The following is a 12,654-nucleotide window of genomic DNA, read 5'->3' on the forward strand; positions in this document are numbered from 1 at the left end:
CGCATGATCCTCGACCGCCTCGCTGAGGAGCTGCAGGAGCTGGCGGTCGTCGAGCAGCGCCCGAACCTGGATGGGCGCAACATGACGATGATGCTCGGCCCGTCCAAGGCCGTGCTCGCGGGCACCCTCGACGAGAGCGGCTCGGCCGAGGAGGCGGAGGGGGAGACCCCGAACGTCGAGGCCGACGCCGGCGCCACCGAGGCGCCGACGACGCCCGCCGAGGCAGCCGCTCCCGAGGCGGAGCCGGCGGCCGACGCGGCCGACGACGAGCAGCCCGCCGCGTCCTAGCGGCGCGCGCCACGACCCACTGAAGGACACGGGCCCTTCCGGCACGACCGGAGGGGCCCGTCGTCGTTCCGGGGCCCGTCCGCGGGGCTCAGCCCGTCGCCAGCCCCAGCCGGTGCGCGACCGCCGCCGCCTCGGTGCGCGAGCGCACGTCGAGCTTGGCGAGGATCCGCGACACGTGGACCGACGCGGTCTTCTCGGCCATGTACAGCCGGTCGCCGATCTCGCGGTTGGTCCGGCCCTGGGCCAGCAGCTCGAGCACCTGACGCTCGCGCGGCGTCAGGCCGAAGGGATCGTCGTCCTCCTCGGCCCGGTCGCCGTCGGAGGACCCCGCGGACGACGCGCCCGCGCCGGCGCCCGCGGCCGGGCCGGCGGCGTCGACGCTCAGCCGCGCCCGCGTCACCAGCGACTCCAGCTCGGTCTCCAGCCACCCGGCGCCGATCGACCGCGCCAGCGCGAGCGCTTCCGCCGCCGCCTCCGCGGCGCCCTCGCGCCGCCCGGAGGCCAGGCACGCCTCGGCCGCGTGCCGCTTGGCGCAGGCCACCAGCAGCGGCCGTCCCAGCGCGTCCCACCGCGCGCACGCGCGCTCCCACGCCTCGCCCGGGTCGTCGCCGGTGGCCCGGACGTGATGGGCGCAGGCCAGCGCGGAGTACGCGGTCTCCATCGGGCGCTGCGCGGCCGCGGCGGCCTCCGCGCGCGCCCGCATCACGCCGGCCCGCGCGATCGCGTCGGCCTCCGCGTCGGGGTCGCCGAGATCCCGCGCGCGCTGCGCCAGGTCGGCCTCGATCGCCACGCCGGTGGCCGCCAGCCTGGCGAACCGCACGGTGTCGTCGGAGCAGAACTCCAGGCGCTCCAGCGCGCCCTCGACCGCCTCGCGCGCGCCGACCAGCCGCCCGGCGCGCCGGTCCAGCTCGGCGCGCAGCACGCCCGCGACCGCCACGAACTGCGGCTCCAGCGAGTCCACCAACAACGCCTCGACCTCCTCGATCGAGTCGCGCGCCGCCGCGTCCTCGCCGATCGACAGCGCCCGCTCGGCCCGGCGCAGCTCGACGTTGACGCGCGTGTTGCCGGTGACCCGGCCGACCGTGCGCAGGTACCGCACGGCGACGTCGTACTCGCCGCGATCGATCGCGATCTCCGCCGCGAACGTCGGCAGCCACGCCTGGCCGGGCACGCTCGCGTCGATCTCGCCCAGTCCCTCCTCGATGACCGCCCGCGCCTCGTCCGGGCGCCCGGACAGGTGCAGCGCGTCGCCGAGGTTGACGTAGGAGATGCCGAGCAGCACGTGGTCCTCGACCGCGCGCGCCAGCGTCGCCGACTCGCGCAGCGTCGCGACGCCCTCGTCGTGGCGGTCGGTCATGATCAGCGCGAGCCCGAAGTTGTTGTAGATCTCGCACTTCAGGACGTCGCCCTCGCGCGTCGGGGGCAGGTGCCGCAGGACCTCCTCGGCCAGCGCGATCGACTCCGCGTAGCGCGACTGGAGCGTCGCGAGCTTCATCCGCGCCACCGCCAGCCCGATCCACTGCGCGGGCGGCGCGTCCTCGGGCAGCAGCCGCCGCGCGAGGTCCAGCGACGCGCGCGACGCCTCGCCGCGGCCCAGGCCCCACTCGGCCATCGCGCGCTGCTGCAGCAGCAGCGGCACGCGCGGATCCTCGACGTCGGCCGCGCGCGCCTCGCGCAGCGCCTCGTTGAGCAGCGTCACGCGCCGCTGGTCGTCGGTGTTGCGGTGGGCGCGCGCCGCGGCCATCAGCAGCGCGACGTGGTCGAAGCGCTCGACGTCGACCAAGGCCTCGGGCTCGGCGACGCGCTCCCACAGCTCCAGCGCGCGCTCCAGCAGCTGCGCGGCGTCGGCCTCGGCGTGCGCGGCGGTCGCCGCGTCGGCGGCCAGGACGGCCGTGCGCAGCGCCTCGGGCTGGTCGCCGGACCGGTGGAAGTGGTGGGCGACCGCCGCCGCCAGCGCCGGCCCGCCGTCGCCGGGCAGCCGCGCCTCCAGGGCCCGGGCGACCGAGCGGTGCAGCTCGGCGCGCTCGCCGGGCAGCAGGTCGTCGTAGACCACCTCGCGTAGCAGCACGTGGCGGAAGACGTAGCGGTCGGAGTGGTCGACGGCGACGACGTGGCCGGCGATCGCGTCGCGCAGCGCGCCGCGCAGCGCCGCGTCGTCGAGGACCTCCAAGGACTCCAACAACCCGTGGTCGGCGGGCTGGGCGACCGACAGCACACGCACGACCTCCTGCGCGCCGACCGGCAGCCGCTCCACGCGGACCATCAGCGCGTCGGCCAGCGACGGCGGCAGGGGGCCGGGCCCGGCGGCCAGCAGCTCCTCGACGAACAGCGCGTTGCCGTCGGAGCGCGCGACCAGCCGCTCGACCAGCTCCTCGGAGGGCTCGGCGGCGAGCACCTCGCGCGCCATCGCCCGCACGTCCTCGGCCGTCAGCCCGCGCAGCTCGATCCGCCGCGCGCGCGGCGTGCGCTCCAGCACCGCCAGCAGCGGGCGCAGCGGATGGCGCCGGTGCAGCTCGTCGGGCCGGTAGGACAGCGCGACCAGCACGCGCTCGTCGGCCAGGTTGCGGCCCAGGAACGACAGGAAGTCGCGCGTCGAGCGGTCCGCCCAGTGCACGTCCTCGACGATCAGCACGACCGGCCCCTCGCGGCTGAGGCGGTCCAGCGCGGCCAGCAGCGCCTCGAACAGCCGCCCCTGGGACTCCGACCGGCGGTCGGACGAGAGCTGATCCCGCGCGCCCGGCAGCTCCGCGCCCCCGCCCAGCCCCGGCAGCAGCGCGGCCAGCTCCTGCCGGGCGGCAGGGGGAAGGTCCAGGAGCGCGGGGTCGCCCGCGCGCGCCAGCGGCCGCAGCGCGCCGATCAGCGGGGAGTAGGGCAGCTCGCCGTCGCCCAGCTCGACGCATTCGCCGCTGAGCACGCGCGCGCCCTCGTCGCGGGCACGGGCCGCCAGCTCGGTCAGCAGTCGCGACTTGCCCAGCCCGGACTCGCCGACGACGAAGGCCAGCGACGGCCGTCCGCCACCGGCTTCCCGGACCGCCTCCAGGAGCGCCGACAGCTCGGCGTCGCGTCCGATCAGGCTGCTGGAGAGAGCGGTCGCGGCCACGTTGCTAGGCTAGTCCACCGGCCCAACGCCCCGGACCGCGTAATTCCGCGTGGTTTGTCACAATGGGTCGCTCCGCCATGCCGAAGATGAAGACCCATTCGGGCGCCAAGAAGCGCTTCAAGCTGACCGCCAAGGGCAAGGTCAAGGCTCGCCACGCCTTCACGAGCCACATCCTTGAGAAGAAGTCGCCCAAGAAGAAGCGCGACAAGGGCAACGACTTCGTGCTGTCCGATCACGATCAGCCCCGCGTCAAGACCCTGCTGGGAGCGAAGAAGAAGTGACCCGCGTCAAGCGCTCCGTCAACGCCAAGAAGAAGCGTCGCAAGACCCTCGAGCTCACGAAGGGCTTCCGGGGCGAGGCGAACTCCAACTACAAGCGCGCGAAGGAGGCCTTGACCAAGGCCGACACCTACGCGTACCGCGATCGCCGCAACCGCAAGCGCGACTTCCGTCGCCTGTGGATCACGCGCATCAACGCGGCCGCGCGCCTGAACGGCCTGTCCTACGGCCAGTTCATCCACGGCCTCAAGCTGGCCGGCATCGAGCTGGACCGCAAGGTCCTGGCCGACATCGCCGTGCGCGATCCCGAGACGTTCCGCCGATTTGCCGAGGCCGCCCGTGAGGCGTCGGCAGCCGCTGCGTAGCGCAGATCCGCCGACATCAAGCTCTCAAGGGCGCCGCTTCCGAACCTCGGACGGCGCCCTTTCTTTTGCCCCGACCGCCCCGAAGCGCCCATCCCTTGATCACCTCCCATCACAACCCGCTGCTGAAGGACATCCGCCGGCTCGGCGCCCGGCGCGAGCGCGGCCGCTTCGTCGCGGAGGGGGAGGACCTGCTGGCGGCCGCCCAGGACGCGGGTTGGAACCCGGTGCACCTGCTGCGCGCCGGCGTCGACGTGACCGAGGACGCGCTGGCGAAGGTCTCGACGCTTGGCTCGGGCACCCGCGCGCTGGGCGTCTTCGAGGAGCGCTGGCTCGACGCGCCGGTCGGCCCGCTGTGCGTCGCGCTGTGGGGCGTCAAGGACCCCGGCAACGTCGGGACCGTCCTGCGCGCCGCGCACGCGTTCGGCGCGTCGTGCGTCGCGCTCGGCCCGGACACCGCCGATCCGTACGGGCCCAAGGCCGTGCGCGCCTCGATGGGCGCGATCTTCGTCGTGCCGGTCGCGCGCGTGAGCGCCGTCGACGAGCTGCCCGGCGAGACCGTCGCCCTGGACGCCCGCCGCGGAGCGCCGCTGCGCGGTCCGGCCCGGACCGACATCACCATCGTCGTCGGCGCCGAGCGCGCCGGCCTGTCGGAGGACGTGCTGGACGCGTGCGACCGCGCCGCGCACATCCCCATCGCCAACGAGTCGCTCAACGCCGCGATGGCCGCCACGCTCGCCCTGTATGAGCTGAGTAGGGTCACCCCGCAGAACCCGGAGACCGCACAGTGATCCAACGCATCGAAGAGATCCACGACGAGGGCCTGGCCGCGATCGACGCGGCGGGCAGCACCGAGCAGCTCGAGGAGCTGCGCGTCCGCCTGCTGGGCCGCAAGGCCGAGCTGCCGAACCTGCTGCGCGGCGTCGGCGAGCTGCCTCCGCAGGAGCGCGGCCAGGTCGGCAAGCGCGCCAACGAGGTGCGCAAGGCGCTGGAGGCCAAGCTGACCGCGGCCGTCGAGCGCCTCGACGCCGCCGAGCTGGACACGCGGCTGGAGCGCGACCGCGTCGACGTCACGCTGCCCGGCGACCCCCTGCAGCCGGTCGGCCGCCTGCACCTCATCACCCAGACCTGGCGCGAGCTGGAGGACGTCTTCGTCGGCCTCGGCTTCACGGTCGTCGAGGGCAACGAGGTCGAGACCGTCCACTACAACTTCGACGCGCTCAACCACGACCCGACGCACCCGGCGCGCGGCCGGACCGACACGTTCTACGTCGCCGAGGACGTCGTGCTGCGCACGCACACCTCGCCGATGCAGGTGCGCGCGATGGAGGCGCACCCGCCGCCGTTGTACGTGGTCATCCCCGGCCGCGTCTACCGGCGCGACAGCGACGCGACGCACACGCCGCAGTTCCACCAGGTCGAAGGCCTGGCGGTCGACGAGGACATCACCTTGGCCGACCTCAAGGGCACGCTGCTGGAGTTCGCGCGCCAGATCTTCGGCGACGCGCGCGACGTGCGCCTGCGCGGCCACTTCTTCCCGTTCACCGAGCCGTCGGTCGAGGTCGACGTCTCGTGCTTCAACTGCGACAACGGCTGGATGAAGGACGGCTCCCGCTGCCCGCTCTGCAAGGGCGAGGGCTGGATCGAGATCCTCGGCGCCGGCGAGGTGGACCCCAACGTGTACTCCTACGTCAACGACGACCGCTACGACCCCGAGAAGGTCCAGGGCTTCGCCTGGGGCATGGGCATCGAGCGGATCGCGTTCCTCAAGCACGGTGTCAGCGACCTGCGGTTGTTCTATGAGAACGACCTGCGCTTCCTGGAGCAGTTCGGATGAAGGTTCCCTACCGCTGGCTGCGCGAGTTCTGCGCGCCCGACATCACGATCGAGGAGCTGGAGCAGCGGCTCACGATCTCCGGCACGAAGGTGGAGTCCATCCACGCGCACGGCGTCGGCGGCGAGGGCGCGGGCTTCGTCGTCGGGAAGGTGCTGTCGTGCGGCAAGCATCCGGACGCCGACCGCCTGAACGTCACGACCGTCGACGTCGGGGACGGCGGCGAGCCGCAGCAGATCGTCTGCGGCGCGCCCAACGTGGCGGCGGGGCAGACCGTCGCGGTCGCCCGGCCCGGCGCGATCATGCCCGACGGCACCAAGCTCAAGAAGGCCAAGCTGCGGGGCGTTACGTCCCACGGGATGATCTGCAGCGAGGACGAGCTGGGGCTGGCGGCCGAGCGCTCCGGCGGGATCATGGTCTTGGACGACAACCTGGTCGCCGGCACGCCGCTGGCCGAGGTCCTGCCGATCCTCGACGCGGTGATCGAGTTCGAGATCACCCCGAACCGCCCGGACTGCCTGGGCGTCTACGGGATCGCGCGCGAGGTGCACGCGGCGACGGGCGCGTCGCTGGCGGCGGCGCCCTGGGCCGACGATCTCGGCACGAGCGGCTACGTCCCCGGCGCGCACGTCCGCGTCGAGGCCCCGGACCTCTGCCCGCGTTTCACCGCGCGCGTCTTCGAGAACGTGACGATCGGCGAGTCGCCGCGCTGGCTGAAGGCGCGGCTGCTGGCGGCGGGCATGCGCCCGATCTCCAACGTCGTCGACATCACCAACTACGCGATGCTCCTCACGGGCCACCCGCTGCACGCGTTCGACCTCGACAAGGTCGCCGGCGGCGAGCTGACCGTGCGGCGGGCCAAGGACGGCGAGCGGATCGAGACGCTCGACGGCCAGACGCGCACGCTGGACCGCGACATGGTGGTGATCGAGGACGCCGAGGGGCCGACGTCGATCGCCGGCGTCATGGGCGGCGCGCGCTCCGAGGTCGAGGACGGCACCACGCGCGTGCTGATGGAGGTCGCGTCCTGGATCGGGCCGAACATCCACCGCACGTCCAACAAGCTGCAGCTGCGCTCCGAGGCGTCCGGCCGCTTCGAGAAGGGCCTGGCGCCCGAGCAGGCCGCCGAGGCCCAGGCCGTGGCGACCAAGTTGATGATCGAGCTGACCGGCGCCACGGTGGCCGGTGGCACGATCGACGCCGGGCCGTTCGCGCAGGACCCGTGGCCGAGCGAGACCATCAGGTTGCGCGAGGCGAAGGTCGCCTCGCTGCTCGGCCTGGTCATCCCGCGCGCGCGGCAGAAGCGGACGCTCACCGCGCTGGGGTTCTCCGTGGAGGACGCGCCCGACGGGCTGGACGTCACGGTCCCGCCGTTCCGGCGCAACGACGTCACGCGCGAGGCCGACCTCGTCGAGGAGGTCGGGCGCTTCGACCTCGACCAGCTCCCGGCGACGCTGCCCAAGCGGCGCGGCACCGCCGGGCGGATGTCGCCCGAGCAGCGGCTGCGGCGCCGCGCGGTCGACGCGCTCGTGGGCCGCGGCGCCTACGAGATCGTCGGCTGGTCGTTCACCGAGCCGGGCGTCGCCGAGCGGCTGCGTCTGCCGGCGGGCGATCCGCGGCGGTCGTTCGTCGCGCTGGAGAACCCGATGAGCGAGGACCACTCGGTCCTGCGCACGACCGTGTTGGGGTCCTTGCTCGACGCGGTGCGCCACAACGTGGCGCGCGGGCAGGCCGACCTCGCGCTGCTGGAGTCCGGCGCGGTGTACGTCGCGCGCGACGGTGATCCGCTGCCGCACGAGCATCGCTCGCTGGGCGCGGTGGTGCACGGTCGCTTGAGCGCGCCCTCGTGGGGCGACGACGGCAAGCCGCGGACGACGGACTTCTTCGCCGCCAAGGGCCTGCTGGCCGCCGTGCTCGACACCCTGCGCGTGACGTGGTCGGTCGAGGCCGCGCCGGAGCCGTTCCTGCACCCGGGCCGCAGCGCGCGCGTGCTGGCCGGGCCGGACGGCGAGGTCGTCGGCTGGGTCGGCGAGCTGCACCCGCTGGTCGCCCGCGCGTGGGAGCTGGACGGGACGGTCGCGGCGTTCGAGCTGGACCTCGACCGCGTGGTCGCCCATGCCGTGGCGGTCCCGCGCTACGAGGACCTCACGTCGTTCCCGCCGGTCCGCCAGGACCTCGCGGTGATCGTCGCCGACGACGTCAGCGCCGACGCCGTGCTCGGCGCGGTCCGCGGCGCGGGCGGCAAGCTGCTGCAGGGCGTGCGGGTCTTCGACGTCTACCGCGGCGCGCAGGTCGGCGAGGGGCGCAAGTCCTTGGCCTTGGCGCTGACGTTCCAGGCGCCGGACCGGACGCTGAGCGACGACGACGTCGCGCCGGTGCGCGAGAAGGTGGTGGCGGCGCTGGCATCCAAGGTCGGGGGTGAGCTGCGTGGCTGATCCCGATCAGGCCACCGTGTTGGTCGCGGGCGCGTCCGGCTTCGCCGGCGCGTTGGCGGCGCGGCTGATCGACCGCCACCCGTACTTCGCGCTGAGCGCGGTCACCTCGCGCAGCGACGCGGGCCGGGCGCTCGACGAGCTGTACCCGCACCACCGCGTGCCGCTGACGCTGGAGGAGCTGGACCTCGACCGCCACGGCGACGTCGACGCCGCGATCGTCGCCTACCCGCACGGCGCCTCGGCGCCGCTGGTCGCCGAGCTGCTGGAGGGCGGGGTCAAGGTCATCGACCTGAGCGCCGACTTCCGGCTGCGCGACCTGGCGACCTACGAGGAGTACTACGTCGAGCACCCGCACCCCGAGCTGATCGCCGAGGCGGTCTACGGGCTGCCCGAGCTGTACCGGGCGCGGATCGCCGAGACCGACCTCGTCGCCGGGCCCGGCTGCTACCCGACCGCCGCGATCCTGACGCTGGCGCCGCTGGCGCGCGCCGGGCTGCTCGACGACGTGGTCATCGACGCGAAGTCCGGCGTGAGCGGGGCGGGGCGGGGCGCGACGCGGAAGACGCACTTCGTGACCGTGGACGAGAACGTCACGCCCTACGGCGTCGGCACCCATCGCCACGCGCCGGAGATCGACCAGGAGCTGGTGGCGCAGGGCGCCGCCGAGGGCCTGCGCGTGACGTTCACGCCGCACCTGCTGCCGCTGGACCAGGGCGAGTTGGTGTCCTGCTACGTCACGCCCGGCGCGGCCGAGGTCGAGGACGTCGTGCAGCTCTACGAGGACGCCTACGCGGCCGAGCCGTTCGTGGACGTCGTCACCCGCCCGCCCGGCGTGCGCGACGTGCGCGAGACCAACATCTGCGCGATCAACGTCCAGACCGACCCGCGCACGGGCAAGATCCTGGCCTTCGGCGCGATCGACAACCTGTGGAAGGGGACGTCGTCGCAGGCCGTGCAGTCGCTGAACCTGATGTTCGGACGGGACGAGACGGAGGGGCTGCTGTGAGCGCGGAAGACCTCGCCCGGAGGCTCGGCTTCCGGGCGCGAACTCGCCAGAGGCTCCTTCGCGCGGCGGTGGCGTCATGAGCGCGTCGTTCTTCACGTCCCGCTGGGTCGACGTGCCCGACAGCGTCACCGAGGTGCCGGGCGCGCCGCTGCCCGACGGGTTTCGCGCGGGCGCCGCGGCGGCGGGGATCAAGCCGTCCGGCGGTCTCGACGTCGGCCTGCTGGTGAGCGACAGCGACCAGACAACGAGCGCCGCGCGGTTCACCCGGAGCGGCGCCGCCGCGCCGCCGGTGATCGTCTCCCGCGACCGCTGCCGGCTGGACGCGCTGCGCGCGGTCGCGGTCAACTCCGGCAACGCCAACGCCGCCACCGGCCGCCAGGGCCTGGACGAGGCCGCGCGCATGCAGGGCTCCGGCGCGATGATGGCCCGGACCTCCGAGGACCGCGTCGCGGTCTGCTCGACCGGCGTGATCGGCGTCCAACTCGACGGCACCAAGACGGTCCGCGGGCTGCTGGAGGCCGGCAAGGCGCTCAGCGCCGACGGCGCCGACGCCTTCCAGCAGGCGATCCAGACCACCGACCGCTTCGAGAAGCGCGCGACGATCGACGTGGAGCTGCCCGGCGGGACCGTGCGCATCGCCGCGCAGTGCAAGGGCGCCGGGATGATCCAGCCCTCGCACGCGACGATGCTGTGCTTCGTCACGACCGACGCGGTCGTGCCCGCCGAGACCGCCGACCTGCTGCTCGGCGTCTGCGTCAAGCGCTCGTTCGACCGCGCGACGGTCGACGGCCAGCTGTCGACCAACGACACGTGCATCCTGCTCTGCGGCGGCGCGTCGGGCGTCGTCGTCGAGCCGCAGTCCCAGGCCGAGCTGATCTTCGGCCAGGCGTTGGACGCGCTGCTGCGCCAGCTGGCGATCGCCATGTGCCGCGACGGCGAGGGCGCGCGCCGCGTCGGCCGCGTCACCGTCCGCGGCGGCCACGGCCCGAACGTCGAGCGCGTCGCGCGGGCGATCGGCAACTCGCCGCTGGTCAAGACCGCGCTGTACGGCGGCGACCCCAACTGGGGCCGGATCGCCCAGGCCATCGGCATGGCGCTCCCCGACACCGCGCCGCTGCCTTACGACATCACGATCGAGGACGTCCCCGTCTGCATCGGCGGCAACGCCGTGTCCCACGACGAGGACGACCTCGTCCGGCGCGTCGCCCGCGAGGAGGTCGAGTACGCGATCGCGCTCCCGGGCGACGGCTTCGAGACCGAGGTCTTCTTCTCCGACCTCGGCCACGAGTACATCACCGTCAACGCCGAGTACACCACCTAGGTGCCCACCGACCGCATGCGCGACGTCAGCACGCTTCTCGAAGCGCTCCCCTACATCCGCGAGTTCCACGGCCAGACCGTCGTCATCAAGTACGGCGGCGCGGCGATGGAGGACCCGGAGCTGCGAGAGGGCTTCGCGCGCGACGTCGTGCTCCTCAAGTACGTGGGGATGAACCCGATCGTCGTCCACGGCGGCGGGCCCGAGATCACGTCCTACATGAACCGGCTGGACATCCCGGTCGAGTTCGTCGGGGGCCTGCGCGTGTCGTCGGCCGAGACGGTCGAGATCGCCAAGATGGTGTTGGTCGGCAAGGTCAACAAGGACATCGTGTCGCGGCTGAACCGCGGCGGGCAGCCGGCGATCGGCCTGTCCGGCGACGACGGGCGCCTGTTCCTGTGCGAGCGCACCGCGGCGCCGGGTGGGGAGGACGTCGGCTTCGTCGGGCGGATCACGAAGGTCAACACCGACGTGCTCCGCCACGTCGCCGACGACTACATCCCGGTGATCGCCTCGGTCGGCACCGACCGCGAGGGCAACTCCTACAACGTCAACGCCGACGAGGCCGCCGGCGCGGTGGCGCGGGCGCTGCGCGCCTACAAGGTGCTGTTCCTGACCGACGTGTCCGGCTGGCTGCGCGATCCCGACAACCCGCTGTCGCGCATCTCGCAGGCCACGGCGCAGGAGGTCGAGGACGCGCTGACGACGATCGCCGGCGGCATGCGCCCCAAGCTCCAGGCCTGCGTGGAGTCGATCCACGGCGGCGTGACCGCGGCGCACATCGTCGACGGGCGCGTGCCGCACTCGATCCTGCTGGAGCTGTTCACCGACGAGGGAATCGGGACGAAGATCAAGGCGGCCGAATGAGCGCGCTCGTCCCGGCCTACGCGCGGCAGCCGGTCGAGTTCGTCCGGGGCAGCGGGTCGACGCTGTGGGATGTCGAGGGCATCGAGTACCTCGACCTCCAGACGGGCCTGGCGGTCAACTCGGTCGGGCACTGCCACCCCGAGGTGGTCCGCGCCATCGCCGAGCAGGCCGCGTCGCTGATCCACGTCGGCAACCTCTTCTGGACGGCGCCGATGGCGGCGCTGGCGGAGCGCCTGGCGTCCTCCTCGCTCGGCGGCCGCGTGCACTTCGCCAACTCGGGCACCGAGGCCAACGAGGCCGCGATCAAGATGGCGCGCAAGGCCAAGCGCGGTGGGACGATCGTCTCGGCGCACCGCGGCTTCCACGGGCGCACGTACGGGTCGCTGAGCGCCACGCCGCAGGAGGCCAAGCAGGCGCCGTTCGCGCCGCTGGTCCCGGGCTTCGTCGCGGTGCCGCCGACGGTGGAGGCGCTGCGGGCCGCCATCGACTCCGACACCGCCGCCGTGATCCTGGAGCCGATCCAGGGCGAGAGCGGGGTGTACGTCTTGGACGACGACGTCCTGCGCGCGGCCCGCGAGGCCTGCGACGAGCACGGCGCGGCGCTGATCTTCGACGAGGTCCAGGTCGGCCTGGGCCGGACCGGGACGCTCTGGGCCTACGAGCACTCCGGCGTCGTGCCCGACCTGATGACGGTCGCCAAGGCGCTGGGCGGCGGGCTGCCGATCGGCGCCGTGGTCACCAACGAGCGCTTCGCCGAGGGCTTCGAGCCCGGCGACCACGGCTCGACGTTCGCCGGCGGCCCGGTGCAGTGCGCCGCGGGCCTGGCGGTCTTCGACGTCGTCTCCGATCCCGACCTCCTCGCGCGCGTGCGCGCCAAGGGCGACGAGCTGCGCCACCGCCTGGCCGAGCTGCCCGGCGTGGTCGAGACCCGCGGGCGCGGGTTCATGGTCGCCGCCGAGCTGGACCCGGGCCGCGCCGAGCCCGCCACGGCGCTGGTCGGCCGCGCGCTGCGCGAGGAGCGCCTGGTCCTCAACGCCACCGGCCCGACGACGCTGCGGCTGCTGCCCGCGCTGACGATCGCCGACGCCGAGCTGGACGAGGCCATGGACCGGCTCGGGCGCCTGCTGGCCGCCGGGTAGGGCTGGCCGTACCCCGGCGCCGGGGCG

10 protein-coding genes and 1 pseudogene are annotated in these 12,654 nt (G+C 73.7%); 10 read left to right on the top strand and 1 reads right to left on the bottom strand.

Annotation, left to right across the window (positions count from 1 at the left end; all coding sequences use genetic code 11):
- A pseudogene (locus VFG42_RS03985) lies at nt 1-288 on the top strand (hypothetical protein); the annotation flags it as partial.
- A gap of 88 nt (nt 289-376) precedes the next feature.
- Here VFG42_RS03985 and VFG42_RS03990 read toward each other — a convergent pair.
- Nucleotides 377-3,388, bottom strand: coding sequence for a helix-turn-helix transcriptional regulator (locus VFG42_RS03990; protein ID WP_324905495.1), 3,012 nt, complete (start codon nt 3,386-3,388; stop codon nt 377-379).
- A 77-nt stretch (nt 3,389-3,465) separates the two neighbouring features.
- Here VFG42_RS03990 and rpmI point away from each other — a divergent pair, with 77 nt between their 5' ends.
- From rpmI to VFG42_RS04035, 9 genes are all read left to right on the top strand, one after another.
- The gene (gene rpmI, locus VFG42_RS03995; RefSeq protein ID WP_324905498.1) at nt 3,466-3,669 is read left to right on the top strand and encodes a 50S ribosomal protein L35; all 204 of its coding nucleotides are present in this window, start codon (nt 3,466-3,468) and stop codon (nt 3,667-3,669) included.
- The gene (gene rplT, locus VFG42_RS04000) at nt 3,666-4,031 is read left to right on the top strand and encodes a 50S ribosomal protein L20 (protein ID WP_324905499.1); all 366 of its coding nucleotides are present in this window, start codon (nt 3,666-3,668) and stop codon (nt 4,029-4,031) included. The genes rpmI and rplT overlap by 4 nt, the downstream gene beginning before the upstream one ends.
- A 95-nt stretch (nt 4,032-4,126) precedes the next feature.
- A complete protein-coding gene (locus VFG42_RS04005; RefSeq protein WP_324905501.1) occupies nt 4,127-4,819 on the top strand; it encodes an RNA methyltransferase in 693 nt (230 codons plus the stop codon).
- Nucleotides 4,816-5,865 (top strand): phenylalanine--tRNA ligase subunit alpha, encoded by a 1,050-nt coding sequence (gene pheS / locus VFG42_RS04010; RefSeq protein ID WP_324905503.1) that lies wholly within the window; start codon nt 4,816-4,818, stop codon nt 5,863-5,865. The genes VFG42_RS04005 and pheS overlap by 4 nt, the downstream gene beginning before the upstream one ends.
- On the top strand, nt 5,862-8,297 hold the full coding sequence (pheT, locus tag VFG42_RS04015; RefSeq protein ID WP_324905505.1) for a phenylalanine--tRNA ligase subunit beta: 2,436 nt from the start codon (nt 5,862-5,864) through the stop codon (nt 8,295-8,297). The genes pheS and pheT overlap by 4 nt, the downstream gene beginning before the upstream one ends.
- On the top strand, nt 8,290-9,303 hold the full coding sequence (argC, locus tag VFG42_RS04020) for an N-acetyl-gamma-glutamyl-phosphate reductase (protein WP_324905507.1): 1,014 nt from the start codon (nt 8,290-8,292) through the stop codon (nt 9,301-9,303). The genes pheT and argC overlap by 8 nt, the downstream gene beginning before the upstream one ends.
- A gap of 76 nt (nt 9,304-9,379) precedes the next feature.
- A complete protein-coding gene (argJ, locus tag VFG42_RS04025; RefSeq protein WP_324905510.1) occupies nt 9,380-10,624 on the top strand; it encodes a bifunctional glutamate N-acetyltransferase/amino-acid acetyltransferase ArgJ in 1,245 nt (414 codons plus the stop codon).
- 15 nt (nt 10,625-10,639) lie between these two features.
- Nucleotides 10,640-11,488 carry an acetylglutamate kinase gene (gene argB / locus VFG42_RS04030; protein ID WP_349260384.1) on the top strand — a complete coding sequence of 283 codons (849 nt, stop codon included), beginning with the start codon at nt 10,640-10,642 and terminating at the stop codon, nt 11,486-11,488.
- A complete protein-coding gene (locus tag VFG42_RS04035; protein WP_324905515.1) occupies nt 11,485-12,627 on the top strand; it encodes an aspartate aminotransferase family protein in 1,143 nt (380 codons plus the stop codon). The genes argB and VFG42_RS04035 overlap by 4 nt, the downstream gene beginning before the upstream one ends.
- Nucleotides 12,628-12,654: the final 27 nt, after the last annotated feature.

Origin of the sequence: Baekduia sp. (assembly GCF_035685985.1) — a bacterium.
Taxonomy (GTDB): domain Bacteria; phylum Actinomycetota; class Thermoleophilia; order Solirubrobacterales; family Solirubrobacteraceae; genus Baekduia.